This window comes from Armatimonadota bacterium (genome assembly GCA_018268395.1).
Taxonomy (GTDB): Bacteria; Armatimonadota; Fimbriimonadia; order Fimbriimonadales; family Fimbriimonadaceae; genus JAEURO01.
This window is the reverse complement of the sequence record JAFDWQ010000003.1, coordinates 558,401-583,862: the sequence shown is the minus strand read 5'-3', so window position 1 is coordinate 583,862 and position 25,462 is coordinate 558,401. Positions and strand designations below refer to the sequence as shown.

Here is a 25,462-nt window from a genome sequence, read left to right as displayed (position 1 = left end):
GGGAGGCCGGGCCGGACGGTACCCTCCGACCGTGAGTCTGCTCGAAGTCCCGACCGGGCCCAAGTCGCCAGACGAGGTGAACGTGATCATCGAGATCCCCCGCCTCAGCCAGAACAAGTACGAAATGGATCCCGAACTGGGCGTCATGCGGCTCGATCGGGTGCTGTATTCGCCGCTCCACTATCCGGCGGACTATGGGTTCATCCCTCAGACCAAGTACCTCGACGGAGACCCGGTCGACGCCCTTGTCTTGATCTCGCGCCCGACGTTCCCCGGAGTCGTCGTGGACGCAAGGCCCGTCGGCGTCCTCGAAATGCGCGACGGCGGCCAACCCGACGAGAAGATCCTGTGTATCGCGACGAAAGACCCCCGGTTCAACCAGCGCTTCACGATGAAGGACATGAACCCGCATACGTTGGCCGAGATCGTCCACTTCTTCGAAGTCTACAAAGCCCTAGAGAACAAAGAAGTCGAAATCCTGGGATGGAAAGACCGCGAGGAAGCCTGGCGGATCATTTCCAGCTACCGGTTATAGGGTCGCAAGCCTGTAAAACAGGTGAGCGTAGATCCGGCTCATCTTGTACAGGCTCTCGATCGCACACCGTTCATCTGTTTCGTGGGCGTCCCCGTCTCCGTCCCAGCCGGTTCCGATACTGACCGTGTTCGGTACCGCCCGCGCATAGGTGCCACCCCCCATCGTGCCCGGCTTCTTGTCGTCCCCAGTCTCCGCTCTGTAAACAGAGCACACCGTTTGGACCAATGGATGGTCGATGGGAAAGTAGAGGGGGGGCGAATCTGAGAACGCCAGTACCGTGAAGCCGGGCACGAGCTTGGCGAGATGGGCTTCGCAGGCGGCCTTGAGGTCGTTGCCGTTCCACGTGACGGGATAGCGGACGTTGACGGTCAGGCGCAGGCGGTCGCCTTCCGTACGGACGATCCCAAGGTTGGCCGTCAGAGAGCCGCTCTGTTCGTCGGAACCTGCGATACCGAGGCCGTCCCCGGCGTAGTGTCCGATTTCGGCCAGCTGCTCGTAGGCTTTCTGTTCCGGCAACGGGGCGATCTCTTTGAGGAAGCGGAACACGCGCACGGCGGCGTTGTCGCCGCCGAACGGGTACGCCCCATGGGCGGCCTTCCCGACGGCCTCGATCAGGAGCCGATCACCGTCCCACGTCGCCGTCACGTTCCTGTCCCAAGCGTCGGCGACTTTGCCTTCCACATGGGGCCGGGATCCGGGCGCGACCAAGGCGGTAGCCCGACAGGAGTCGACGACGATGTTCGGCCTCTGCCCCCCGTCGACCTCGACCAAAGACAGTCCGCCTTTCACGAGCGGAAAGCCGATTTCGAAGTTCGCGATCCCCTTTTCACCGTGGATGCAGGGCCATCCCGAGTCCGGAGCGACCCCGAACGTCGGTGTCTCCTCGGTTTCCATATAACGATGGACGCACTTGAACCCGGACTCCTCGTTGCACCCGAAGACGCTCCGGATCCGGCAGTCGAGGTTCGGGAAGCAGGCTTGCAGGGCCCGGCACGCGTAGAACGAAGCGATGGTCGGGCCCTTGTCGTCGACGGCGCCTCGGGCGTACACGTACCCATCGTCGATCTCGGCGCCGAAAGGTCCGTGCTTCCAGCCTGGCCCGACCGGAACGACGTCGACATGGCCGAGCGACATGACCATCCTCTCGCCCGATCCGAATTCGGCCCAACCGCAGTAGCCGTCGACGTCCTTCGTGGTCATACCGGACTTTTGGGCCAGACCGAGCATAAAGTCCAGAGCGTCCCGGTTAGCCTGGCCGAACGGAGCGTCGGGCTCAGGATCGGACTCGATGCTGGGAATCTGAAGGAGCGCCCGATAGTCGCTGAGAAGTTCCGCCTCGTGCTCTTGGAGCCATCCGCGCAGGCGGCTTACGGCCTCGTCCATGGGGCAGGAGCGTACCTTTCGGTCGGAGGTCGGACAGGCCGGGACCCTAGTGGCGGCGGTGGGCCCCGGGCCTGCCAAAGTGATCGTTCCGCTATCCCCTCGGCCTGCCCCTGTCACGGATACCAGAATCCCGGCTAAACTTGGGTCTGGTTTCCATGTATTTTGATGCTGTCAGGTCTTTCAGGGAAAAGTTTCACGTAGAACCCGAAGTCGTCTCGTTCGCCCCCGGACGTGTGAACCTGATCGGCGAGCACACCGACTATAACGACGGGTTCGTGTTCCCGGCTGCGATCGACCGAGGGGTTTGGGTCGCGATGTCTCGATGTGACGGGTCGTCGGAACTCTGGTCGGAGGAGGCGGGCGGACCGGTCCGCTTCACGTCCGACAGCCTGACTCCGGGGAGCGTTACGGGTTGGGGCGCCTATCCTGCCGGCGTCGCGTGGAGCCTCTCCGACGCCGGGACCGTGCCCGACGTCCGGGCCGTGGTCTTGAGCGACCTTCCGACGGGATCGGGACTGAGCAGCAGTGCAGCGATCGAACTCGCGTTCGCTTGTTCTTGGAACTCTCTGGAGGGTTTCGGGATTCCGCCCCAAGAGCTCGCCCTGAAGTGCCAGCGCGCCGAAAACGGGTTCGTAGGCATGGCTTGCGGCGTGATGGACCAGACGGCGAGCGCGCTGGGCCGACGTGGCCACGCCTTGCTCTTGGACACCAGGAGCCTAGAAACGGACTACCGGCCCTTACCGGAAGGGGTGTCCATCGTGGTCTGTCATACGGGTAAGAGCCGGGAACTCGCAGGGTCCAAGTACAACGAGAGGCGTGCCGAATGTACCGAGGCCGCCCGCCTGCTCGGGATTCCGAGCCTCAGAGAGGCGACGCCGAACCTCCTTGCGGAGAACAGCCAGAGCCTGCCCGGCGTCATTCTCCGTAGAGCGCTCCACGTCGTGACCGAGAACCAGCGGTGCCTCGAGTTCGCCAAAGCGCTCGGATCAGGGGATCTAAGACACCTCGGCGACCTGATGTCTGAATCTCAAATGAACTTGCGGAACAATTACGAAGTGAGTTGCATCGAACTAGACAGCATGGTCGAGGCAGCCGTACGGTCGGAAGGGTGCATCGGGGCTCGGATGACGGGAGCCGGGTTCGGAGGGGCGTGCGTGGCCCTGGTCCGGACCGGGTCCGTCCCGGCCTTCCTTTCCGACACTGAAGCCCGATACCGTGCCGAAGTGCCCGGGTTTGAGCCGTCGTTCCTTGTAACGGAGGCCGCCGACGGGGCACGGACCGTAACTGACTTGACCTTTCGTCAGGAATTTCTTGGGAATTCCGGACAGACCATCTCAAAACCGCCATCAGACATGGAAAGAGATTGACAGGCGGCAAGACAAACCGAAGCGAGGGATGGGAAATGGCAATGCCAGGAACGAGTAGATCTAGCGAATCACCCCGCGGTGTGAGGCTCACACCGACGGAGGTCAAGGTACTGAGCCTTATCGCTCAGGGCCATAGTAGCCAAGAAGCGGCCGACCGCATGGTCGTGTCCAAACGAACGGTGGACTTCCATCTGGCCAACATCTATCAGAAGTTGCAGGTGAACAACAGGGTACAGGCCCTCCGCGCGGCGACGCGCCTCGGCCTTATCCCGTTCGAACCGTTCTTCGGTCACACGCAAGGCGAGTCCTAAGCGGACCGGCTCCAGTGTGTTCGACGGCTCCGATCCCGCAAGGGTGAGGAGCCGTTTTCCGTTTAGGCGAAGGCTCCGACGACGTTCCCGTAGAAGCAGAACTGGTGGGCCCAACCGGCGTCGTCCCCAAGACGGTCCTGGAAGAGACCGGCCACGGCCTCGTACCGTGAGGACGTCAGGGACTTGCCCCTCCATTCCGGGAAGAACGTCCGGACAGCCACCTGCCAGACGTGGGTGTCGACCGGAACGCTCCGGTCTTGGCCCAGGCCGAAGAGGCAGACGCAATCGGCCAGTTTCGGCCCGACACCGGCCAGTTCCATGAGGGCCGTGCGTGCCTCTGCGTGAGGCCTTTCCTTCAGGCCCCGGAGCCAGTCGGCTCCGCCCCGATCCAGAGCCTGCCGTGCCGCCCGGGGGATCGTGGCCGCCCGGTAGCCAAAACCCTGGCGCCTCAGTTCGGCCTCTTCCAACCCTGCGATCGTTTCTAGGTCCGGGAAGCGGTGCAACGTGCCGAACGGAGTGGAAACGGAGGGCCCCCGTTCGGACAGCCTGTCGACCATCCCACGGATCCGGGACAGGTGGTTGTTGGACGTGCACAGGAAACAGAACAGCACCTCGACGGGATCGGAGGGCCGAAGGAGTCTGAGTCCGGGTAGGGCCTCGAGCGCAGGCCTGAGTTCGGGAAGGACCTCCCAGACCCTGCGCCGTCGGGCGACCCAGTCGCAACGCGTCTGGAACAGGCCGGCGAACGCAGCCTCGCCGCCTGACCCTTGGACGACGTGCCCTGAACCTCCGGGAGCGACGTGCCACCAATGATCGCCGTCCATACCCAGGCACGATCCGTCGGCGGAAACGGTCCAACGGAAGACCTGGCCGCAATTGACGGAAAGGGCCACGTCCAGACCTTCGGACCGGATGCGGAGCGGGGTCACTTCTTCTCGAGAAGTCGGAGCGTGGTGTGACCCTTGATCTTTTCCTGATAGACCGGTTCGTCCCGATCGGTGGTCACGATCGCGAAACCGCCTTCCGAAGCTCCTTCGGCCCTGAGCGTGGCCTTGCTGTCCTTGTCCAGATCAAAGGTCAGCAGCGCTTTCATCCGGAGGCGGAGCTCCTTCAGGCCGCTCTCTTCCGGTTTCGTCCCCATGGACTGGTTGATGAACTTGGCCGCGTCCGTGTCCAGATCGAGCTTGGCCGTGACCCGATGGACCTTCTTGCCGCCCGAATCCGCCAGCCCCTCGTAGGTGTACACATAGTCGAGCCGCTGGACGGCCTGCTTGTCCGTCCCCTTGATCTCCCGAGGCTGATAACTGACCGTCTTCTTCCAGGTCGCGCCAGGTTGGACGGAGTCGAACGGCAGCTTGGGCGAAAAGTCGAGGGAAGAGTCCAAGTTGCCGACGAACATCGCCAAACTGTTGAGTTCCTGGATCATGCGGCCGATTCCGCCGTCCTGGACCGATCGCGGCAGACGACCTACGGCGCGGAGCTGGCCGTTTCCGCCCTTTCCGTCCTTTCCGTCCTTGCCGTCCTTCTTCTTCTCCGAGAGGTCTTTCACGTCGGTGAGCTCGTTGATCGGCGAAAGCGTCAGTCTGAGCTTCCAGCCGATCTTCTCGACGGTCTGTTTCGGGGGTCGTTCCGCCGTCTCGCCGTCGATGAGGGTCATGGACGGCCGTTCGTACAGGACGGTCGCGAACCCGTCCGGCCTTGCGTTCTCGAAGGTCATCGAGAACTTGTAGTTGACGTCGAACTCTTGAGGAAGGAAGAACGACATGTCTCCGGCCTTGATCTCGGCCATCAGGTTCGACCGGACTTCATAGTCCAGTTTTTCTCCGGTCGTCATCTTCCTGGCGAGTTCGACTTCGTCTTGACCAGGCAAGAGGAGGAGGGCGATCAGGCTGATCATGTGATAGCCATTCTAACGCGTCCGAGGCGATCTCGGTTCACAGTTCCGTGACCTTTCGAGTCCGTATCCGAAGCATGGGCCTTGGAACCTGGCAGGAACGGTCGGCTCAAAGCGTGTGTACACTCTGATCAAGAACGTTATGTCCAACGGGCCAGAACTCGAGCCTCTCGGAGACGATATGTTCCTCAATACCGAGAGGCGTTGTCCCGTCGTCCTCTTGTTGGACACGTCGTCCTCGATGTCGCCCTTCATGTCGGTCGTGAACCAAGGGCTGACCGAGCTCAGGGACGACCTTCGGCGCGACGCCCTCGCCTCGCAACGCGTCGAACTTTGCGTCGTGACGTTCGGGCCCGTCGAGCTCGCCCAAGACTTCGTCACCGTCGACCAATGGGTGCCGCCGAAGCTGGTCGCCTCTGGCAACACTCCTCTCGGCGAAGCCCTGATGTTCGCGATCGAGCAGATCAAGGCCCGCAAATCAGCCTATCAGGAGGCAGGGATCCCGTACTACCGGCCATGGATCTGGCTTGTGACGGACGGCGCACCTACGGACCTCTGGCGCCGGGCCCTTCCTCAAGTCCATGCGGAAACCGACCGGGGAGGCATCGAAGTGTTCACCATCGGCACCGACAACGCCAACTTTGAAGTCTTGGCCGAAGTGGGGCGCCCCAGGGGGCCGGTCCGGTTGCGCCACGCCCATTATCGCGAGATGTTCGTATGGCTTTCGCGATCGCTCAAGCCCGTTTCGAGGAGCGAGCCAGGCACTTTGCCGAACCTGCCGGCCATCGAGGAGTGGGGCGATCCCGTCCCTTGAACGACGCAGGGCCGAGAGGTCCGTGAGGGCCTCACGGGCATCCGGTTGGAGCTTTGCCACGGCAGTAAGAAAAGGGGCCGTCCACGGCCTAGAAGAGGGCGGCCAGGACCGTGCGGCGGCCGAATCGTCGGGTCCGTTGTTGGCCGCCGTGGTGAGCGACGGAGCGGGGTCGGCCCCGTACGGCGCCATCGGTGCTGAAGCCGTCGTTGATGCGTTCTTGTCCGGCGTCCGATTGTTGGGCGACCGGCCGACCCTGGCAGGACGGAGCCGCGTGCTCAGCCTGTTCCGGTCGGTCTTGGCAGAGGTCGAAGCCCGGGCCGTCCAGATCGATGCCTCGGTCTCGGACTTGAGCTGTACATTGGTCGGGGTCGTCGCGACGCCCCACGGTTGTCTGGTCGTCCAAGTCGGGGACGGTGCGGCCGTCGTAGAGACCGGGGCCGGGTTTTTCATACCGGTCGCGCCGCTGCGGTCGGAGCACGTGAACGAGACCGTCTTCGTGACGTCGCCGGACGCCGAGTCCCGGCTTGCGACAGCAAAAGTCCGGGAAAGCGTGAGAAGCGTGACGCTTCTCTCGGACGGGTTGCAGGACAGCGTCATCTCACCAAAGGACGGCCGGCCTCACGACCCGTTCTTCCGATCGGTAACGGACAGGCTCACGGACAAGTCCGGGCCTGACGGACCGGCGTGCGAGTGGCTCGCCTCGGTCCTGGCCTCGCCACAAGTCACGACCCGGACCGATGACGACACGTCCTTGATCGTCGCGAGGGTCGTCCCATGACGCCTTCGATTTCGATCAATGTCCTTCGAGAGGACGGTCCGGCGAGCCTCGGACCCGTTCTCGGAGAGGGGGGAGAGGGCGCCGTCTACCGGGTCACGGACCGCCCGTCGCTTGCGGCCAAGGTGTACCGCCATCCGGACGACGACCGTGCGGCGAAGCTCTTGGAACTCGTCACGTTGGACGGCGACCGCCTCCGACAAGCGGGCGCCTGGCCCCAATCGGTCTTGCGGAACGAGGACGGCGCGATCGTGGGTTTCGAGATGGCGCTCCTCGACGAGTGGGTGCCGCTGTTCCGCGTCTATCAGTCGGGGTCAAGGATGCGACTCCTGCCCCGCGCCTCGTTCACCTTTCTCGTGCGGGCTGCACGCAACCTGGCGACGTGCGTCCATTACGTCCACGAGGCCGGTCTAGTGATCGGAGACTTGAACGAATCCAACGTCCTTGTCGACGCGCGGGGCATGGTCCGGATCATCGACGTCGACAGCTTTCAAGTCGGGGCGTTCTCGTGCCGGGTGGGCAAGAGCGAGCTGACTCCGCCCGAACTGCAAGACCGTTCGATGGCCGACGCTCCCAGGACGATCGAGTCCGACAGGTTCGCGCTGGCCGTCCTCCTTTTTCAGACGCTGGTGTTCGGACGCCATCCGTTTTCCGGTGCCTCTTCGGACGGTTCCGAAGCCACGCTCGAAGAAAGGATCGCCGCCGGCCACTACGCTTGGGCCCAAAGGCGCGACGTGCCTGTCCGCCCACCGCTGGGCTTGAACCTATCGTGGCTGCCACCGGAGATCGGAGCGTTGTTCGAAAGGGCGTTCGATCTGTCCGTCGCGGACCGTCCGTCGGCGCTGGAATGGTACGACGCGCTTCTGCGGCTCGAAGCCGAAACGGCCGAGTGCCCGGATCGATCGGGCCACGTGTTCTGGAGCGGTGCCGACGGGTGCCCTTGGTGCCGCCTGGAGGAAGCGTGGAAAGTCCCTCTTTTCTCTTCCGGCCGGCATGTCCGCGAACGCAAGTCCGCTCCGACTCCGGACGTAACCTCACTTTGGGCGGACGTCGCTTCCGTACGAGCCCCGTTCCTGGTGCCGCCTCCGGTCCTCCAGAACTACGACGAGACTCACCCGTCAAAACTGGCCTGGTTCGAAAATCAACGTTGGGCCAGCCTGCTAGGTGTGATCTTTATGTTCAACATTGGCGGATCGAGCATCGCGCGGGTCGCGGTATCCGTCGCAGTCATAGCTGTGGTATGCGGGCTGGTCATTTATGGCCATCAAAGGCGATTGAAATCTGGCCTCCCGGTTCCCAAGGCTCCAGAGTTCAAGGCTCTGGTCGAAGAACTGAACGCGCTCGTGCCAGAGTGGAGCGACGTCGCCCAGACGAACTATGCGGAGAAGATGCAAGAGCTCGCCGACGTCCGGTCTCGGCTCGCCGACCGCGCGGGAAGAGAGGCCCTTCTTCAATCCGAGGTTTACTTCGCCAGACGGCCGGGAGAGACCCAGGGTTACCTGTCGAAGTTCGCGGTCGTTTCTTCTGGTCTGGTCACCGAAAAGAACCGACCTGTCCTTGCCGCAGCCCAGATCCGCACGGCTGCGGACTTGGACGAACATCGGCTCGCCAAGGTCGCCGGACTCGACGCCAGGACCTGCAAGGGGCTTCTGGATTGGAAATCGACGCTGTGCGGACACTACTTTTCGACGTGCGCAAAGGAGCTGACCGACGAGGAGAACGAAGCCGTGGAGCGAAAACTCAGGTCTGAGGAGGCGATGCTCGCACAACGGCTCCGGAGCGCCCCGGCCGAACTTGAAGAACTCAAGGAACGTCTCGTGACGCGGCAACGGGAGCTGGCGACCGAAGTCCAACCGCTGCTCGACCGTTACGAAGCCCTCGCCCCCCGGTTCCACGCGTACGTCAAGGCAGGACTGATCAAGGTCGACAAGCCATGGACGTACTATGTCGACCACGGGCCTAAGACGCCCACCCTGCGCGTCTCGAAGCCCTGAAGCGGATCGTCGCGGTCCGCAAAAACGTCTGTCATAATACGACCGGCTCTTCGTTGCCCGATCGACCGTATTCCCCCGCCGGGAAATTGGGGCGTGCAACCAGAAGGCAAGGAACCAACGATGAGCACCGACACCTTTCCGATCCGACGGGTGGACCACGTCCGTCACTACGTCAACAACGCGCGGCAAGCGAGCTACTTCTATCAGCAGACGTTCGGCTTCAACATTTCGGCCTATCAAGGTCTTGAAACGGGCAGCCGCGACGAAGTCGGCTACGCGTTAAAGCAGAACGACGTCACCCTCTGTTTCAGCGCGCCTGTCAGGCCCGGACATCCGATGGCCGAAAAGCTCGCGTACCACGGAGACTTCGTCCAGGACATCGCCTTCGAGGTGGACGACGTCGATTGGGCGTTCAAGACGGCGACCGACCGTGGCGCGAAAGCGTGGCGCGAACCGTACACCATCGAAGACGACTTCGGAAGCGTCCGCATGGCCGCGGTCTGCACGTACGGCGACACCGTCCACAGTTTCATCAATCGCGACAAGTACAAAGGGCCGTTCCTGCCTGGGTTCGCCGCACGCAACGAGCCGGGCGACGGGATCGGCATCATCGAGATCGACCATTGCGTCGGGAACGTCGAGCTCGGCAAGATGAACACCTGGGTCAAGTGGTACGAGGACGTCCTCGGTTTCCACAACATGCTCAGTTTCGACGACAAAGACATCAGCACGGAGTACACGGCGCTGATGTCGAAGGTCATGTCCAACGGCAACGGTCGGGTCAAGTTCCCGATCAACGAGCCGGCCGAAGGCAAGAAGAAGTCTCAGATCGACGAGTTCCTCGAGTTCTTCGGCGGCCCGGGTTGCCAGCACGTCGCTTTGAGGACGGACGACATCGTCTACACCGTCTCGAGGCTCCGGGCGCGCGGCGTGGACTTCCTTTCGGTGCCGAAGACGTACTACGACATGTTGCCGCAACGCGTGGGTTCGATCGAGGAGGACATCGACGTGCTCGCCGACCTTGGAATCTTGGTCGACCGGGACGACGAGGGATATCTGTTGCAGATCTTTACAAAGCCCATCACCGACCGCCCGACCTTGTTCTACGAGATCATCCACCGGAAAGGCGCCCAGAGCTTCGGCAAGGGCAATTTCAAGGCGCTGTTCGAATCGATCGAGCGCGAGCAGGCCCTTCGCGGCACGCTCTAGACCTGTTCGGACGCCCTAGGCCCGCAAGGCCGCTCCACTTCTGGAGCGGCCTTGCGTTTTTCACACGGCCCCTTCTTCAGGGAGTCTCTGGCGCTGTCAGTCGGGTATTCCGAGGATATGGCCGGCTTTCGGGACTCAGGACTTCGACCGACGCCCGCGATCGATTGGTCGGCGACCGACCTCTGCGCGGCCCTGAACCACTGCTTCGAAGACTATGTCGTGCCGTTCACGTTGACGGCCCCACAGGCAGAGCGGAGGTTTCGCCGCGAAAGTCTCGACGTCGAAGCCAGCACGGTCTGGCTGGACGACGAGGGGCCGGCGGCGGTCGTCTTCGTCGCAAGAAGGGGATGGACCTCGCGCATCGCCGCAATGGCGGTGGCCCGGCGCCGTCGCGGTCAGGGCGTCGGCAAGCACGTGATGTCGGCCGCGATCTTGGAAGCCCGCTCCAGAGGCGAAAAGCGCGTGGTGTTGGAAGTCATCGAACAGAACCCGCCCGCGATCGCCCTCTACGAGTCCGTCGGAATGCGCAAGACGCGAAGGATCGTGGGGTGGGAGCGGGACGGTGTTCCAAGCCGGCCGGGTCCGTCCGGCTTGGAACCTCTGGACCCGTCTGAAGCGGTAAGACGGTTTCATGACCTGTGCCCGGCCGACCTGCCCTGGAACCTGCAAGCGACGACGCTCGCCCAGTTGGCCCCGCCCGTCGAAGCATGGACCTTGGACGGCCGTGCGGTGTCGCTCGTCTCCGACCTCGGTCCGGAGAGAGCGGTGCTCTGGCAGGTCGCGGTCGCGCGAGAACACCGCGGCCAAGGCGTCGGCCGGAGTTTGATCGAAGGCCTAGCGTCCGTTTATCCGGGACGGAGGATCTTCACGTCCGTCGACGTCCCCGACGACCTCGCCCGAGGGTTCTTCCAGAAGACCGGGTTCCGGGAGATGTCGGTCAGCCAGTTCGAGATGGCGGTGGACCTGTAACGGGCCGAGTGTGGAAAACTCGAACGTGAAGAATCGGTGAACTAGTAGACACCTGTTGCGTTCCAGGTTCCCTACGAGCTATCATAGGGAGGAGGATTATTCTTATGAGTAACGTTGCCGAGAGAATCGACGCGAGAGAGAACCTGGTCCAGTGGCTGGCCGGCCTGAAGGGAATGTACATCGCCGACCTGAACGCGATGCCTGAAGCGACCATCACCGAGTCTTCGGGCGGGGTCGCCCGTCCGGTGAACGTCCTGACGGGCGACGCGATCGGAATGTGCAAGTGGATGTCGGGCGTTTTGCGCGGCGAGACCCCGACGATGAGCGAAGGCGATTCCGAGGCCTTTCGGAGCCTGACGACGAAGGACCAGGTCGTGGCCGCGTTCACCGAAGCGGTCGACGAACTGTCGGCGGCGCTGTCCGCTGCGGACGAAGCGACGTTGACGAAGACGGTGATGGCGCCGTGGCAGATGGAGTCCACGGTCTTCATGCTCGCCACGATCGCGGTGAACCACATCTGGTACCACGACGGTCAGTTGAACCTGATCCAAGCCTTGAACGGCGACGGCGACGTCCACTGGATGGGTTGAGAGGAGCGGCGGTCGGGTGCGGGTCTCCGCACCCGCCGTCATTTTCGGCCTTCGATGAACTCCTTCCAGAGCGATTCGACGTCCTTTCCTGTCCGCTTTGAAAAGACGGGCAAGGGATCTTCGGCCTTTCTCAGGGCCAGATCGAGGTCAGGGACGAGCCTGCGGTCGTACTTCTGGGAAGCCCAGGCCAGGAACCATGCCGTCGTCCGGTAGGAGTCCGTGAACTTGGCTTTGGCCGGATCGATCTTCGAACGTGGCGCCTCGGGTTCATAGCGCCACCATCGGACATAATCGGCGATCCCTTCGACGAGCCAGCCTGTGTCGGTCCTCGAACGGGGATAGGCCTGGACGACGTGGGTCAATTCATGGACCACCATTCCGAGGTCTTCAGGGTGTTTCGCGATCCATTCACCGTTGATCGTGATCGTCCCTCCTGACGCATAGGCCGGCGCCGAGATCTTCTTCTTGAAAACGAGCCGGATCCTCTTCGGCGGCTTGTAGTCTTGAGTCGACAGTAAGGAGCAGATTTCGGGATACCACGACTCGACCAGGCTCTTCGCCGCCCTTGCCCAGTCTTCCGCCTCGGGTAAGTCCCGGGTGTCCGTCTCGACGGGAGGGCAGGCGAGTCGAGGCGCTAACGGATAGACGTACTTGAGCAGATCGTCTGAAGGGGCGTCGCCGGGGCGCGGTAACGACGCGAGGACGACAAGGGACAGCGCGACGGACATCGTCCGCTTGTACCCCGTTGTCCCGGCTTACGTCGCAGCCGTCGCGGGTACGGCGTCTGGAAGGTCCGATTCGACGTTGCGGAACTTCGGGCTGGCGAGTGCTATGAGTGACGCCATCACCGTCAGAACGCCCATGGTCACGAAGACCAGTCCGGCACCTCGCCCAGGCCCGGTCCCGAGAAAACCGCCCAAGGCCGGTGCCAACGCCCCTCCGGGCATCATGGCGGGGCCGACCACCTGGTCGACGAGCGGCCCGGAAATGATCATCGCGACCGGAACGGTCGCCTGCGCGATCATTCGACGGACGGAGAAGACACGACCTTGCAGTTCGTGCGGAACCTTGGTCTGCCAGATCGCTTGGCTCGGTCCGTTCATGAGGGGAACGGTCGCCATCATGAGGAACCCGAACGTCCCGATCACGAGCAGGTCCGGTCGCAACCCGACGCCGGCGATCATCGCTCCCGTCGCGATTCCGGCGACGGCGACCAGGACGGCGGAATTCCCTTTCGGCGGCTTGGCCGCCACGATCAAGCTTCCAGCCAGCATCCCTGCGCCCAAGACGGAACTGACCGTGCCAAACCCGTCCGGGCCGGCGATGCTCAGGATCAACGGGGCGAAGAGGACCCCGGCCATAGGAAGGAGGAAGTTCAGGGTCGCGAAATAGGCGAGCAGGATCAAGAGCCCGGGCCGTGAACGGATGAACCCGAGGCCCTCCTTGAACTCGGCCTTGAACGATGACGCTTCGGGTGTGCCTTCATCCGGCCGTTCGATTTTTGGGAAGCGGACGAACATCAAGGTCGCGATCGCAGCGAAGAAGCTTACGAAGTCGATGAAGATGAGGCCGTGAAGACCGACGCGGAGGAACAACAGGCCGCCCAGGATCGGAGCCGCGAGGTCGGCGACCGCCTGGCCCGCTTGGATCATGCTCGCGGTCCGGGCCAACTGCTCTTTGGGCACCAAGGTCGAAACGGCCGCTGCATAAGCCGGGACTTGAAAGGCGGCCGCGGTCGAAGTGACGAACGCCAGCACCATGACGTGCCAGACCTGGATCGTCCCGGACCAGGCCGCGACAGCGGCGAAAACGACGGCCAGAGCACAAGCGACGTCGCCTGCGAGCATGACCAGGCGCCTGTCGGTCCGGTCTACGATCACGCCGGCGAGGGGTGCTGCCAAAAGTCCGGGAAGGACGGCCAAGACCCCGATCATCGCGAACATCGTGGCCGAGCCCGTCTTCTGGTACACCCAGACGCCGAGACCGAAATTGGTCAGTCCCGAACCGAGCAACGAAACGAGCTGACCTGCCCAAACCGTCAGGAACGTCCTCATGCGGTTCCGTCCATCATTCCCTATCGGAAGCGGCGGGCGTCCGTTGCAGACAGGATGGAGTTTTGAGACGACGCCCGGCCCTGCCGAAGCAGGGCCGGGCGACTGACGCGTCAGGGACGCGTATCGAACACGCCGTAGTCGAACTCGCCGCACCACGAAGCCGAAGCGACGACCCCGTTGGGCTTGATCTTGACACGGGCGCGCATCTGCCTCGTCGTCTGGTTGACGAACCGGGTCAAGTCGCCGTTCGGGTTCAGGCTGCGGTTCGCGAAGGTCGTGTTGACCGCGTTCGTCACCGATTGAGCGTCGTACCCGTTCGTCTGCCAGTTGAAGAGTTCCAAGGTCTGGATGAACGCTCCGCCGACCGTGACGCGGGACCGGACTGTGAACACGACGTCGCTGACCGTCGTGGCACCGGAGCCGGACAACGTCGCGTCAAGCCGCACGGTGACCGGGTAGGCGTTCGCGTTCGGAACCACGAACTTGCACACCCGGACGACGATCCCGTCGCCGGATGCCGCGAAGCCGGTCACGTCACCGGAGTTCAACTTGCCGAGTTCCACGGTCATCGTCGCCGGTTTGAGCAGTTCGCCGACCCGTCCTTCGATCGTCCGGTTCAGCAGCGAGCCGGTGTAAGCGTTCTCGAACTGGAACGTATCACTGTAGACGCCAAAGTTCAGGTTCAAACCTGACGCGTCCGGCCCGATGAAGCAGTGGCCGGTGTTCGGAGTCGTGCCGACCTCGTCTTGCGACGGTGAAGCGGCGAGCCAGCTCGCCAGGCTGCGAACCCGGTAAAGGAAGCTCACGTCGCCCGAGTTCGTGACCGTATAGTCGACGTCCGGGCCGGACGCGGCTCCACGGTACCAGAACAGGCTCTGGTCGGCGGCCGGACTGACGCTCATGGAGCCGGCGGCTACGCCGATGGGCCGCGTGCAACCGACCCACGTGCCCCAGACGTTGCCCGTCTCCGCATACTCGGCATAGAACCACATCTTCTGGCGGCCTGAAGAGAGGCCGTTCAGATAGTAGTCGCCCCAGTCCGGTTCGCCTCCGAAGTAGTCGCCCCAACGGGAGAGCGTGTAAAGGCCTTCGCCAGCTTTGAGAACGACGCTCGTTCCCAGCCCTCCGGCCGGGTCCCACGTCACGAAGCGGGCTTCACCGAAGACGGTGCCCGCCCGAGCGAAGACCCACGTGCAGTTGTGGCCGTATTCGGCGCTCGGAGTCGGGAACCAGTAGTCGTTCGTCCCGTCTGTAAAGCTCGTGTCCAACGCCTTGGTTCCCGCGATCGGGTCCACGACGAACAACCTGGCTTCCGCCCTCGTCCCGTCCGCGCTCGCGTCGCTCAGTCCGGTATAGAGCGTGGAACTGGTGGTCTGACCGGGCGCCGCATCGTCGACGTACACGGGCATGAGCCGACAGTCGATCGTGTCGAGCGTCGAACCAGATCCCGGCTGGTTGGCGTTGGGCGGAAGCGTATAGGCGTTGACCGTGATCGTCGTTCGGTTGAACGCCAGGTTCCCGTCCGTGTTCAAGGGGTCCGTCAGCTTCCAGACCGAGAGGAAGTTGCCTCCGCCTCCCGCCGAGTTGACCAAGATCTGGTCCCAGCCGCTCCCGAACGAGCGCAGCATGTGCGCCGGACGGATCGTCGCCGCTTCCGTGCCGTTCGCATTGTTGAAGCCGACATAGATCAGCCAACCCGCCCCGCCCGAGGTGTAGATTTCGGCGGGATTGAACATGGCGATGGCTCCGGTCGAGAAACCCGTCCCGTCCCAGTTGAACATGTTCCCGGAGATCACGATCGCCTTGCTGCAGTAGCCAAGGTCGAAATAGTCCGGCTTCGTCCGTTTACCGGAGATCGTGATGTCGCTGTCGAACCGATGGACGTACCACGTGCCGACCGGGTTGCTGTCGTCGCTGCCGATGAGGACGAGCTGGGACTGCTGGTTGGCGTCGTCCCACCTGTGCCACAGCATGCAGAAGTTCGAACGCCACGGGTCGTAGATGACCTTGGGGTCGAAGTAGAAGCCGTTCGGATCGCTGAGCCAGTCGGGGATGTCAGCCTCGAAGATGGTGATACCGGCCTTGTCGCTGATCCGGAACCTGTCGTTCACCGTCTGTACGATGTGGTCCCGTCCTACCGCCATCGAACAGTCGGGCGGCCGCAAGGCGGTCTGACCGATGCCGATGAAATCGGTGGTCAAGGCGTTCGTAGCGATGCCGGGGTTGTCCAAGAAGACGGGCGGCAGTTCGTCGGCCTTTCGGACGTACTTCTTGCCTCCGTACATCTCCTCTTCCTTGCCTTCCCAGTCCGGGTTCGTCGGACGGGTCGGGTTGGGGTAGTCGACGACGGGCAGGAGGGTCGTGACCGACGTGCCGGGGACCCGCGCGAACGGCTTGCCCTTCATGTCGCCCCACCGGGCTTGGGGAACGGTACCGTCCCTTACCGTCGGAGGCGCCTGAGCCTTCTGTGCTCCTGCTGCCAGTGCGGTCGCCGCAAGTGCGGCGGCCAAGAGCGCTCGGGCTACTTGGCCCGGCGCGCGGCTCCTCTTGGGATGCGTGCTTCGAATCATCATGGATCGTCCTTCTGCCGGACAATGTGCCGGCGACGCTCCATTATCGTCTACTTATGTTCCGGATCGGTCGCCTTTTGGTGCAAGAAGGGCACGGTTTGCGTTAGGATTGCGGTCAGCGCGGAGGATCGGCCATTGACTAGAATCGAACCGTGCCGTTTCTACCGCTCCTCGCCGGACTCATGACCCTCGTCGACCCCGTCCAAGTCGCCGTCACTCCCGCCGAACGCTTGTCCGAAGACTGGTGGAAAGCCCGGCACGAGCAGTGTGTCGAGACCACGAAGAAGGGGGGCGTCGACCTCGTCTTCCTCGGTGATTCGATCACCCAGGGTTGGGAGGGCGAAGGCAAGGCCGTCTGGGACAGGGAGTTCGCCCCCTATAACGCCGCGAACTTCGGATTCAGCGGCGACCGGACCGAACACGTCCTCTGGAGGCTCGGTCACGGCGAGATCATCGGGCTCAAACCCAAGGCGATCGTGATCATGATCGGGACGAACAACATCGGCCACGGATCGTCCGGGCCGAAAGAGACGGCGGACGGTGTACGCGCGATCGTCGAGAAGCTCCTGAAAGACGTGCCCTCCGCCAAGATCCTGCTCCTCGGGATCTTTCCTCGGGGCCAAAGCACGGAGGACAAGATGAGGAAGGACGTGGCCGAGGCGACCCGGCTGTTCAAGCCGCTGGCCGACGACAAACGCGTCACGTTCCTCGACTTAGGGCCGTCGTTCTTGAAACCGGACGGCACGTTGCCCCAGGAGGTCTTCCCCGACTTCCTCCACCTCAACGCGACCGGCTACAAGCTGTGGGCCGAAGGGATCAAGGATACGCTACGAAAGTTACTAGAATCGAAGGCGAAGGAACAATCTGGCCGATAAATTGTCCTATAGTTGCTCGGCAATGCGGTTCAAAGTTCTTTCTGTTGGAGCGGTACTAGCGCTGGCGGTAGCGGGCCAGGCTCAGACAAGGAGTTCCTTCTTGTCGGTCGACAACCTCCAGGACGTTACGGTCACGCCGAGCAACGGCGGACTGTCCTATAACGTCGCTGTCGGGCAGAGCCCGAAGTTCCTTTATAACAGCACTTGGTACAACATCACCGACGTCATCGGCTTCTGGAACCTGTCCGACGACAACGACCTTGTGGCGAGCGGTGTCGACCAGGGCGACTTCAAGTGGAACGCCAGTAACGCGAGCACGGGCGGGATCGCCGGTTGGAAGTCCAATCCGAACCAGGGGCTGACCGCAGGTCAGAACACCACGCTGACTTACACGTCGCTCGACACGGCGTCGGTCGAAAGGGTCGGGTTCCATGTGCGGCTCGACACGGACTTCCCGGGCACGAGCGGCAATACGGGCTTCATCACGGTCGAGACCGTTCCGGAGCCGGCGAGCATCCTCGCCGTCGGTGCCGGCTTGATGGCGATCGTCCGCAGGCGCAAGGCTGCCCGCTGACCTTCCGGTCACACGGAAAGAAACGGCCCGGTCGACATCCGACCGGGCCGTTCTTCTTTTTCCGGGCTTGCCCTGAGGGCACTCCTTACCAGTACGTCTCGACGGTGTAGAGGACCTTCTTGACTTCGTTCGGTTTCAGGTTGACGACGAAGTCGATGGTCTCGGAATCGAGCTTCGTGAACTCCATGTTCTTCTCGGTGACCTTCCAGTCGCCCCAGTGCCGCTCGTAGACATGGACCGTCTCGGGCGTTTCCTTCCGGTTGCGGACTTCGACTTCGAACTTCTCGACGCAACCGCGCGACGACGTCCCCAGCCACCGGAAGTCCAAGCGCTTACGTTCCGCCACGACGTCGAACGACCGGCCCACGGCCAGCGACAGCGTCTCGTTCCGCGGCGTGTGCTCGATCCCGGCCTCGCCGACGAGCTGGAGCGAACCGCTCTTGTCGCGCTGGAACACCTTCACGTTCCCCGCCGGCAGCGGCATTCCGAGGTGGCTCGCCTCATCGTTCTTGAACACGACGAGGAAGAGCGGCTTGATCGGCCCCGTGCCGACGAGCCCCTCGCTCGGATAGAACCGCCCGTAGCCGCGCAACGCGTCCACGATCAGCTTCTTCGAGACGGGCACGTCCGTGGCCTCGAGCAGCGACAGTTGCTTCATCTCGTTGTTCCGGATCGTCGCGGGCCGCTGCATCGTGTAGAGGTGGTACTCGCTGAACGTCTCCTCTTGGAACGCATCGGCCGCCTTTTCCATTGCGCCGCGCGCCCCGCCGCCGAAGCCGCCCGGCATGTTCCGGTTCACGTTGCGGAAGACGTCGCCCGCCAGCAGCTTCAGCTTCGCGCCGGTGAAGGTCGCGCCGCTGTTGTTGGTCATCGTCACCCAGCCCTTCAGGTCGCCTTTCGTACCGCCGCCGTCCAGCGCCAGGACGTAGTCGCTCTTCCACGTCATCCCCTGCGTCAAGTAGCTGAGCTCGACGTTGTTCGCGCCCGTCCTCGAACTGTCCACCTCCCACATCAGAGTGGGTTTGGATATGAGGCCGTCGGGGATCGAGCCGACCTCGATCTCGCCGCTCGGGTTCAAGAGGATCCGTCCGTCGGAGGTCTTGACGACCATGCCGTTCCACGTATAGTTCTGGCCGCCGTCGCCCGTGCTGATGACGTTGGTCGGGGCGACCATGAGCGTCCCGACGATCCGCTCCTTCTTGCCGTCCGGCAGCACGCGGTTGAAGACGATCTCCTTGCCGACGGCCTTGTTCAGGATCGCCTGGACGCTAATGAGGTCGTACTGATAGTTCTGTTCGAGGACGCTGAACGAGCCCGGATCGGTCAGGCTCTTGATGCCGACGCTGTTCGACTCGATCATCTGCGCGACGTCCTCCACCGCGATCTTCTGCACCCCTTGTCGAAGCTGGAGCGTCCGCTGCTCTTTGACGAGCGCGAAGCCTTGGTTGTAAACGGTGAGTTCGGCGTTCTGCGCAGCGAGCGGCCCCAGCACCGCCCCGAGGGCCATGGTTGAAATCAACATTCGAGTCTCCGGGGGAATGGACGGTCTAGCCCGGTGTGCTGTTACGGAGGCCTAGGGAGCCGGGGAGCCGGGGTTCGAGGATGCCGGGTTCAGCCGTGGAGCGCCATGCTCCGTCTTGCCCGCCCTGCCAGCTACCGGGTTTCCACCGGTTGAGTCCGGAAGACGGTTCCAGTGTCGTAGACTAGGGGCATGAAGCGCACGGCCCTGCTCTCCCTCCTCCTTCTAGGCCCCGTCGCCCACGCCGTCCGGTACCGTTGCATCGACCTCGGCGGCCCGGGCGGGCCGTGGGGTTCGACGGCTTGGGCTCTGAACGACTCCAACATGGTCGTCGGGGCGACCCACTCCATTTCGGAGCTCATGGTCTGGACGGAGCAGACGGGGATGTTCAAGCCAGGCCCGTCTCCCTTCGCCTGGACCCCCGGGCTTTGTATGGACGTGAACTCCTCAAGCACCGTCGTCGGCTACACGGACCTGATGAGGGCCGGCAAGAGGATGTGGCAGGTCCCCTTCGTCTGGAAGCCGGGACAAGGCCTGAGGCTGTTGGACCTTGTCGGCCGCACTCAAGGCTTGGCATTCGCCGTGAACGACGTTGGAGTGGCCTGTGGCTACGTCTTCACGTCGCCGGAGGACGCCTGCGTCTGGGACGCCTCGGGCAAGGCGACGCTCATCGGCCGCCTGCATCCCGACTGGGGTTCGACGGCCAGGGACATCAACGGGTCCGGAATCGTCTGCGGGTCGGCTAGGCTCGGAACGGGCGCGAGCCGTGCGTTCCGGTGGAAGGCGGGTGAGGGGATGACCGACCTCGGCGTCCTCTTCGGCGACACGGAAAGCCGTGCGTTCGGCGTCAACGGTCTGGGATATATCGTCGGCTACTCCAGCAACGTCAGCACCGGCTCGCAGGGGTTCATCGTCCCCCCGGGCGGGCAAATGCAGCCCTATGGCGTCTTCCATACCGAACTTGAGGACATCAACGACTCCCTTCAGGCCGTGGGGGTCCTGTTCGCCGACCCGGCCCGGGCTTGTCTCGTCGAGCCGGGCATGGGGACCATCGACCTTAACACCGTCACCGAGGACATACCGGCGGGCTGGAGGCTCGATCGCGCTAGGTCGATCAACAGCCGAGGGGATATCGTGGGTGTTGCAGCCCTAGGAAGCGACACACGGGCATTCCTCCTGATAAGGTTGGACTAAGGCACAACCGGACGACGATTCCCTCGGATATGGTCGTTAAAGGGGAGGGTCAAGACGGTTCTCCCCTGGAAAGCACATGAAACACATCCTCGTGCTCGCGGCAGCACTGGCCGCTGGCATCTCTTCGGCACAACCCGCCGACTTTCCAGGAAGCACTTGGCGCTATACGTTCATCGACCTGCCAACGGTCTCGCCTTACGTCCGGTCGGAGGCAGGCGGCATCAACGACTACAAACATGTCGCGAGGACGGACTTTAAGAGCGACAACACCCCTCGCGCCCACTACTTCAACGAAAACCTCAACAGCGGCGTCCCGATCGCCCTGAGCGAAGCCGGTGCCACGAACACGCACGCGAACGACATCGCATCTTACGACGAAGAGAATTCGGGAGAGCACGCCAACACGGTTCACGACGAGTATGTCGTCGGATCAGGAATCGTCGAAGACGTCCGCCAACCCGTCTTTTGGGTTAGGCTGCACGGGCAACCAGGTTTTGGCAGTTCATTCGCCGTTCCCCACGTAACATTTCGGTGGGGTTGGTTCAACCGGGCCGACCCTTATGTGTTTGACTACGAAGCAAAGGCGTGGAGGATGCTCGCTGTGGGCCGCGCGAATGAAACGGAGACCTCGCCTCCCATTCCGATCTATTGGCAGCCAGGTCTTGACAACTCACAACCGTTGCCGCTGCCACAGGGATACACTACGGGCGAGGCGTATTCGTGTAACGCGAAGGCTTATGTCGTCGGCTATATCGCGACCTCCACCTCGGGCCTCAAGCTGCCCTGCATCTGGAAACCGAGCGGGTTCTATGCTAACGGCAACGTCGCGGGTTGGAGCATCACGCTCTTGAACGGCTGGCCAGGGAACACCTCCGGGTGGGCCTATGACATCAAGTCATACGAACTGAGCCAGAACGGCTCTAGCATCACCATCATCGCGGGGACTAAGGAAGGGACCGCCCAGGCGTTCACGTGGGACGAAAACGAAAGTGCGGGGACCTTCTTTTTTCACAACTACTCTGTCCAAGGAGTCCGGGCCGTCGACAAATACACGATGCTTTCGAACCTTGATTCCCAAGCTACGTCGTACTTCATCGTCAACCAGTTCCTTACCGAGGGCCAGGGCAGGCTCGGAAAGTTCTACAACGACGTGGACGGACTCCGGGCGCACGCGAAGAACGGCGAGCTGTCCTCGAGGATGCAGATCCTCTACGACACGGCCATACAACCAGGAACGGAACTCACCTATCCCTATCTTCTCATGAGGTCCGATCCGACGAGCCCAAGGCTGGCCATCGGCTACCAAGTCAGCCGGCCCGCCCTCATTCCGACCACAGATTCCGACTTTCAAATTACGCGGGGTCTCTACGGCATACCCTTCAACTATTCGATATGGGCCGACTCCCTGATGTTCTATGACAATCTCTACTTCCCTATCGGTAAGGTGCACTCTTCGCCGCCGACCCCCAACGTCCAGTTCGACTTTTCCGCGGACTTCACAGTGGATGGAGACCAGGCCTTCACTGCGACCGTCTCGGCGAGGTTGAACACAGGCACGACGTGCGACCTCTGGATGGAGGTATGGGACTACGTGAACGAAGTCTGGGAGGACTTTGACATCCCGCACGACCAGGAGAAGATCAAGAACAACTGGAAGTCGTTCCGGTTGGCCGTGCCTTACGAAGCCCGTTTCTTCGGCAAAGAAGGCACGACCCACCACCCACAGATCCGGGTGAACATCAAGGACACCGTGGCGAACCTGACGTTCTGGAGCGTCCAGGTCGACCATCTCCGGTTCGACCTGACAGGCGGAAGTTAGATTCGGAAGGGGGCCCGCTCCGGGAGCTTCGGCCCTCTTCTCGCTTCCTCTTGCCAGAGTCCCAAAGTTCACTCGGAGCGATCCAGTAGGGCCTCATTGCGGTGGGCGGGTCACTCGGGCCGTTCCAGTAAGCGCTGGGCGTGTTCCAGTGAGCGCTGGGCGTGCTCCAGTGAAGGCTTGGAGTGATCCAGTGAGTGCTTGGCGTGCGTCATTCGCGAAGAAGGACCTCGACAAGGACCGGAAAGCACGCGGCAAGGACCGGAAGACACACCGCCGGTTCCGGAAAAGACACGACAAGGACCGAAACTCCTCCAGACAGGGGCAGCAAAGGCACGGGCTTCCCGGAGATCCCTCGATATCGCTCGGGATGACGTGACCACCTCTGATGCACGGGCCGTCGCCAGCACACAAGGAAGGGGCTGGGGGTGAGGGGTGATACTACTGGCCCGGCACGGACAACCCTCATCCCCTCCCCCTTCTCCCTCCCGTCACGGACCATCCCCTGCACACGAGGAAGGGGCTCCGGCTCCCCCTCGCCCCTCCGGGGGAGAGGGGGTCGGGGGGTGAGGGGCGGTAACCTCGGCAGACCGATGCCGAGGAACCGGGGCGAGGCGGCCAAGAACCGGGCCAGAAAGGCGAGGAAGGGACCCTCGGTCGTCGAGCGGCAGGTCTGGGAGAGCCTGCGCGACGGCCGGCTGGGCTTCAAATTCCGCCGTGAGCACCCCGTCGGCCCCTACCGCCTCGACTTCTTCTGCCGCGAGGCCATGCTCTGCGTCGAGCTCGATGGTGAGCAGCACGAGCCCTCGCGCGACGCGGTGCGGGACCGGGCCCTGCAAGACCTCGGGATCGCGACCTATCGGATCCCGAACCGCCGCTACTTCATGATGTTCGGGGAAGTCTTCGCGAACGACCTCCTGCAGGTGCAGCGGCAGTGTGAGGAGCGGACCGGCCGCAAGGCGTTCCCCGACCCCTGACCCCTCACCCTCCTCCTCATCTTCGGGGCACGGCCATCCCCTGCAGACGAGTAGGCGGCTTTCCGGACCCCTCACCCCCCGCCCCCTCTCCCCCGGAGGGGCGAGGGGGAGTCCGGAGCCCGTCTGTTCCGGGGTGAGAGTGGGGGCTCCGGACCGCTCCACCCCCGACCCCCTCCTCATCTTCGGGGCACGAACCATCCCCTGCAGACGGGTAGGGGGCTTTCCGGACCTACTCTTACTCCTGTTCCTCTTCTTCCGATTCGCCCGCCGAGATGGCGTGGTCGGGGGTGAGAAGGGCGGCGGGGACGGAGACCGAAGGCTGCGGGCGGGCCACATAGGCGCCGGTGACGGCCTTGTCCCGGACCCCGAGGCGTTCGGCGCGCTCTTCGGCGCCCGGTGTGACGGGCCAAAGGGTCTTGTCGGCCCAGTAGCTTTGGAGGAACTCGTCCCACACCCGTTCGTAGACCTTGATCGTCTGGGCCGCGATGGCCTTCCAGTGAAAGTCGGTACGCAGGCGCTCTCGGGCGGCGGCCTTCAAGCGCTCGGCCCGATCGGGATCGCGGAGGACGCGGAGCACCCCCCAGGCGAGCGAGCCTGGATCACCGGCGAAGGTCGACGTGCCCGTGACGTCGTGTTCGACGACTTCGCGGAGTCCGCCGGCGTCGGAGGCGACGACGGCACATCCGGCCGCCATGCCCTCGAGCGCGACGATGCCGAACGGTTCATAGAGCGAGGGGAAAACGGCGACGTCGGCGGCGCGGTAGAGCTGGTGCAAAGCTCGGCCGCGCATGAACCCGGTGAAGAGGACGCGGTCGTCGAGCCCGAACCACCGGACGAACCGCTCGAGGTTCTCACGGTTGCCTCCGCCGACGATGACGAACTTGACGTCGGGCTCCTCGGCGAGAACGCAGCTCGCGGCGTTGAGGAGGACGTGGATCCCCTTTTCACGGACGAAGCGGCCGACATAGAGGACGATTTTCTCGTCGGGCTTGGCGAGCCTCGCCCGCCATTCGGCTTCTTCTTCGGGCGTCGCCTGGAACTCGAACTTCTCGGCGTCGACGCCGTTGTAGACGATGTCGACTTTATCGGGCGGGCAGTTGAAGAACCGTCCGACCTCGTCGCGCATGAAGGTGCTGCAGACGATGACGCGCCAGGCCTCATAGGTGAGCCAGTACTCCTGTTCGTGGATGTAGCGGCTCATGTCCGTGTGCAGCCCGTTGTTGCGGCCTTGCTCGGTGGCGTGGACGGTCGCGATGACGGGGAGTTGGTACTCGTACTTGAGGTCGCGGGCGGCGTCGAGCGAAAGCCAGTCGTGAGCGTGGAAGATCGTGGGCTGTCCGCCGGGGCGCCAATCTTCCAGGAGGCGCCGGACGCGGATATCGGTCGCCTGGTTGAGGAGCTGGATCTCGTGGACAAAGTTGTGGGGCTCGGAAGCGAGGGGGACGCGGTGGACGTGGACGCCGCTGGGTTCGGTCTCTTCGTCAGGCGCGGCGGGAGTGGCCTTGGTGACGACGTGGACTTCGACTCCGGCCTTGACGAGTTCTTGCGACAGGTCGTGGACGTGCGGGCTGATGCCGCCGACGATCCGGGGCGGATACTCCCACGAGAGCATGATCACGCGCACGGCCTCATTGTGGAGCTTGCCGGTACCAGGTTGCGCGCGGATTTAGGCCGTAATCCGCAACCTCTGTGTCATCATTGGCGTCATCCGCATGGCGAAATCGATGAAACGCTCGGAAAATGTGACGGCGGCGCTCGTCGCGACGGTCGCAGCCATCGTGTCGGTCGGATGTGGGCGAAGCCGGTCGTGCCAGGACAGCATGGGACGACGGATCCCGGACGTCGAATGCACGACGAACTCGGGGCGTTACACCTACCCGCACTGGGTCTATTCCGGAGGCGGCGGTTACTACGGCGGCAGCGGGTATCGGTCCGGGTTTACGACCGGCGGGGGAGGCTTGACGACGACCGGTGGTGGGACGACGGGCGGATCGGTCTCGCGGGGCGGTTTCGGCGGTTCTTCCTCGTCCGGTGGCTGAGGG

23 protein-coding genes are annotated in these 25,462 nt (G+C 63.2%); 15 read left to right on the top strand and 8 right to left on the bottom strand.

Going from position 1 to position 25,462, the window contains the following annotated elements:
* Window positions 1-31: 31 nt before the first annotated feature.
* Window positions 32-535, top strand: coding sequence for an inorganic diphosphatase (locus JST30_08160; GenBank protein MBS1714298.1), 504 nt, complete (start codon window positions 32-34; stop codon window positions 533-535).
* Here JST30_08160 and JST30_08155 read toward each other — a convergent pair.
* Window positions 530-1,918, bottom strand: coding sequence for a Sapep family Mn(2+)-dependent dipeptidase (locus JST30_08155; GenBank protein ID MBS1714297.1), 1,389 nt, complete (start codon window positions 1,916-1,918; stop codon window positions 530-532). The genes JST30_08160 and JST30_08155 overlap by 6 nt on opposite strands.
* A gap of 155 nt (window positions 1,919-2,073) precedes the next feature.
* On the opposite strand from JST30_08155, the gene galK reads away from it, so the two are divergent.
* Both galK and JST30_08145 read left to right on the top strand, forming a co-directional pair.
* Entirely contained in the window at window positions 2,074-3,285 is a 1,212-nt protein-coding gene (gene galK / locus JST30_08150) for a galactokinase (protein MBS1714296.1), read from the top strand.
* A gap of 80 nt (window positions 3,286-3,365) precedes the next feature.
* Complete coding sequence (locus JST30_08145; protein ID MBS1714295.1) at window positions 3,366-3,596, top strand: helix-turn-helix transcriptional regulator; 231 nt, start codon at window positions 3,366-3,368, stop codon at window positions 3,594-3,596.
* Between the two features lie 62 nt (window positions 3,597-3,658).
* On the opposite strand, the gene JST30_08140 is transcribed toward JST30_08145, so the two are convergent.
* Both JST30_08140 and JST30_08135 read right to left on the bottom strand, forming a co-directional pair.
* The gene (locus JST30_08140) at window positions 3,659-4,525 is read right to left on the bottom strand and encodes a hypothetical protein (protein ID MBS1714294.1); all 867 of its coding nucleotides are present in this window, start codon (window positions 4,523-4,525) and stop codon (window positions 3,659-3,661) included.
* A complete protein-coding gene (locus JST30_08135) occupies window positions 4,522-5,493 on the bottom strand; it encodes a hypothetical protein (protein MBS1714293.1) in 972 nt (323 codons plus the stop codon). Before JST30_08135 ends, JST30_08140 begins: the two co-directional genes overlap by 4 nt.
* 139 nt (window positions 5,494-5,632) lie before the next feature.
* On the opposite strand from JST30_08135, the gene JST30_08130 reads away from it, so the two are divergent.
* The 6 genes from JST30_08130 to JST30_08105 all read left to right on the top strand — a co-directional run bounded on the left by JST30_08130 (window position 5,633) and on the right by JST30_08105 (window position 11,841).
* Window positions 5,633-6,304, top strand: coding sequence for a VWA domain-containing protein (locus tag JST30_08130; GenBank protein MBS1714292.1), 672 nt, complete (start codon window positions 5,633-5,635; stop codon window positions 6,302-6,304).
* 22 nt (window positions 6,305-6,326) lie between these two features.
* Complete coding sequence (locus JST30_08125; protein ID MBS1714291.1) at window positions 6,327-7,082, top strand: protein phosphatase 2C domain-containing protein; 756 nt, start codon at window positions 6,327-6,329, stop codon at window positions 7,080-7,082.
* Window positions 7,079-9,073 (top strand): hypothetical protein, encoded by a 1,995-nt coding sequence (locus tag JST30_08120; GenBank protein MBS1714290.1) that lies wholly within the window; start codon window positions 7,079-7,081, stop codon window positions 9,071-9,073. Before JST30_08125 ends, JST30_08120 begins: the two co-directional genes overlap by 4 nt.
* A 120-nt stretch (window positions 9,074-9,193) precedes the next feature.
* On the top strand, window positions 9,194-10,282 hold the full coding sequence (gene hppD / locus JST30_08115; protein ID MBS1714289.1) for a 4-hydroxyphenylpyruvate dioxygenase: 1,089 nt from the start codon (window positions 9,194-9,196) through the stop codon (window positions 10,280-10,282).
* A 117-nt stretch (window positions 10,283-10,399) separates the two neighbouring features.
* The gene (locus JST30_08110) at window positions 10,400-11,251 is read left to right on the top strand and encodes a GNAT family N-acetyltransferase (protein MBS1714288.1); all 852 of its coding nucleotides are present in this window, start codon (window positions 10,400-10,402) and stop codon (window positions 11,249-11,251) included.
* 104 nt (window positions 11,252-11,355) lie between these two features.
* Window positions 11,356-11,841 carry a hypothetical protein gene (locus JST30_08105; GenBank protein ID MBS1714287.1) on the top strand — a complete coding sequence of 162 codons (486 nt, stop codon included), beginning with the start codon at window positions 11,356-11,358 and terminating at the stop codon, window positions 11,839-11,841.
* Window positions 11,842-11,879: 38 nt separating this feature from the next.
* Here the strand turns inward: JST30_08105 and JST30_08100 are convergent, their stop codons facing one another.
* From JST30_08100 to JST30_08090, 3 genes are all read right to left on the bottom strand, one after another.
* Entirely contained in the window at window positions 11,880-12,569 is a 690-nt protein-coding gene (locus JST30_08100; GenBank protein MBS1714286.1) for a DUF4157 domain-containing protein, read from the bottom strand.
* Window positions 12,570-12,596: 27 nt separating this feature from the next.
* Entirely contained in the window at window positions 12,597-13,895 is a 1,299-nt protein-coding gene (locus JST30_08095) for an MFS transporter (GenBank protein ID MBS1714285.1), read from the bottom strand.
* Window positions 13,896-14,005: 110 nt separating this feature from the next.
* Entirely contained in the window at window positions 14,006-16,468 is a 2,463-nt protein-coding gene (locus JST30_08090) for a hypothetical protein (GenBank protein ID MBS1714284.1), read from the bottom strand.
* Window positions 16,469-16,617: 149 nt separating this feature from the next.
* Here JST30_08090 and JST30_08085 point away from each other — a divergent pair, with 149 nt between their 5' ends.
* Window positions 16,618-17,340: a GDSL family lipase gene (locus tag JST30_08085; protein MBS1714283.1), complete on the top strand. Its 723-nt coding sequence runs from the start codon at window positions 16,618-16,620 to the stop codon at window positions 17,338-17,340.
* A 100-nt stretch (window positions 17,341-17,440) separates the two neighbouring features.
* Window positions 17,441-17,914, top strand: coding sequence for a PEP-CTERM sorting domain-containing protein (locus tag JST30_08080; protein ID MBS1714282.1), 474 nt, complete (start codon window positions 17,441-17,443; stop codon window positions 17,912-17,914).
* A gap of 85 nt (window positions 17,915-17,999) precedes the next feature.
* Here the strand turns inward: JST30_08080 and JST30_08075 are convergent, their stop codons facing one another.
* The gene (locus tag JST30_08075; GenBank protein ID MBS1714281.1) at window positions 18,000-19,436 is read right to left on the bottom strand and encodes a DUF4139 domain-containing protein; all 1,437 of its coding nucleotides are present in this window, start codon (window positions 19,434-19,436) and stop codon (window positions 18,000-18,002) included.
* A 189-nt stretch (window positions 19,437-19,625) separates the two neighbouring features.
* On the opposite strand from JST30_08075, the gene JST30_08070 reads away from it, so the two are divergent.
* The 3 genes from JST30_08070 (at window position 19,626) to JST30_08060 (ending at window position 23,420) form a co-directional block, all read left to right on the top strand.
* On the top strand, window positions 19,626-20,627 hold the full coding sequence (locus JST30_08070) for a hypothetical protein (GenBank protein ID MBS1714280.1): 1,002 nt from the start codon (window positions 19,626-19,628) through the stop codon (window positions 20,625-20,627).
* 76 nt (window positions 20,628-20,703) lie between these two features.
* Window positions 20,704-22,446: a hypothetical protein gene (locus tag JST30_08065; GenBank protein MBS1714279.1), complete on the top strand. Its 1,743-nt coding sequence runs from the start codon at window positions 20,704-20,706 to the stop codon at window positions 22,444-22,446.
* Window positions 22,447-23,036: 590 nt separating this feature from the next.
* Window positions 23,037-23,420 (top strand): DUF559 domain-containing protein, encoded by a 384-nt coding sequence (locus JST30_08060; protein ID MBS1714278.1) that lies wholly within the window; start codon window positions 23,037-23,039, stop codon window positions 23,418-23,420.
* A 235-nt stretch (window positions 23,421-23,655) separates the two neighbouring features.
* Here the strand turns inward: JST30_08060 and JST30_08055 are convergent, their stop codons facing one another.
* Window positions 23,656-25,044, bottom strand: coding sequence for a glycosyltransferase family 4 protein (locus JST30_08055; protein ID MBS1714277.1), 1,389 nt, complete (start codon window positions 25,042-25,044; stop codon window positions 23,656-23,658).
* A gap of 100 nt (window positions 25,045-25,144) precedes the next feature.
* Here JST30_08055 and JST30_08050 point away from each other — a divergent pair, with 100 nt between their 5' ends.
* A complete protein-coding gene (locus tag JST30_08050; GenBank protein ID MBS1714276.1) occupies window positions 25,145-25,459 on the top strand; it encodes a hypothetical protein in 315 nt (104 codons plus the stop codon).
* Window positions 25,460-25,462 lie beyond the last annotated feature (3 nt).

Bases quoted from the DNA above. Each gene is read 5' to 3' on its own strand.
- JST30_08155 (MBS1714297.1), bottom strand. From the start codon at position 1,918: ATGGACGAGGCCGTAAGCCGCCTGCGCGGATGGCTCCAAGAGCACGAG.
- galK (MBS1714296.1), top strand. From the start codon at position 2,074: ATGTATTTTGATGCTGTCAGGTCTTTCAGGGAAAAGTTTCACGTAGAA.
- JST30_08130 (MBS1714292.1), top strand. From the start codon at position 5,633: ATGTCCAACGGGCCAGAACTCGAGCCTCTCGGAGACGATATGTTCCTC.
- JST30_08060 (MBS1714278.1), top strand. From the start codon at position 23,037: ATGCCGAGGAACCGGGGCGAGGCGGCCAAGAACCGGGCCAGAAAGGCG.
- JST30_08100 (MBS1714286.1), bottom strand. From the start codon at position 12,569: ATGTCCGTCGCGCTGTCCCTTGTCGTCCTCGCGTCGTTACCGCGCCCC.
- JST30_08135 (MBS1714293.1), bottom strand. From the start codon at position 5,493: ATGATCAGCCTGATCGCCCTCCTCCTCTTGCCTGGTCAAGACGAAGTC.
- JST30_08120 (MBS1714290.1), top strand. From the start codon at position 7,079: ATGACGCCTTCGATTTCGATCAATGTCCTTCGAGAGGACGGTCCGGCG.
- JST30_08065 (MBS1714279.1), top strand. From the start codon at position 20,704: ATGAAACACATCCTCGTGCTCGCGGCAGCACTGGCCGCTGGCATCTCT.
- JST30_08070 (MBS1714280.1), top strand. From the start codon at position 19,626: ATGAAGCGCACGGCCCTGCTCTCCCTCCTCCTTCTAGGCCCCGTCGCC.
- JST30_08110 (MBS1714288.1), top strand. From the start codon at position 10,400: ATGGCCGGCTTTCGGGACTCAGGACTTCGACCGACGCCCGCGATCGAT.
- JST30_08075 (MBS1714281.1), bottom strand. From the start codon at position 19,436: ATGTTGATTTCAACCATGGCCCTCGGGGCGGTGCTGGGGCCGCTCGCT.
- JST30_08105 (MBS1714287.1), top strand. From the start codon at position 11,356: ATGAGTAACGTTGCCGAGAGAATCGACGCGAGAGAGAACCTGGTCCAG.
- JST30_08095 (MBS1714285.1), bottom strand. From the start codon at position 13,895: ATGAGGACGTTCCTGACGGTTTGGGCAGGTCAGCTCGTTTCGTTGCTC.
- JST30_08050 (MBS1714276.1), top strand. From the start codon at position 25,145: ATGAAACGCTCGGAAAATGTGACGGCGGCGCTCGTCGCGACGGTCGCA.
- JST30_08090 (MBS1714284.1), bottom strand. From the start codon at position 16,468: ATGATGATTCGAAGCACGCATCCCAAGAGGAGCCGCGCGCCGGGCCAA.
- hppD (MBS1714289.1), top strand. From the start codon at position 9,194: ATGAGCACCGACACCTTTCCGATCCGACGGGTGGACCACGTCCGTCAC.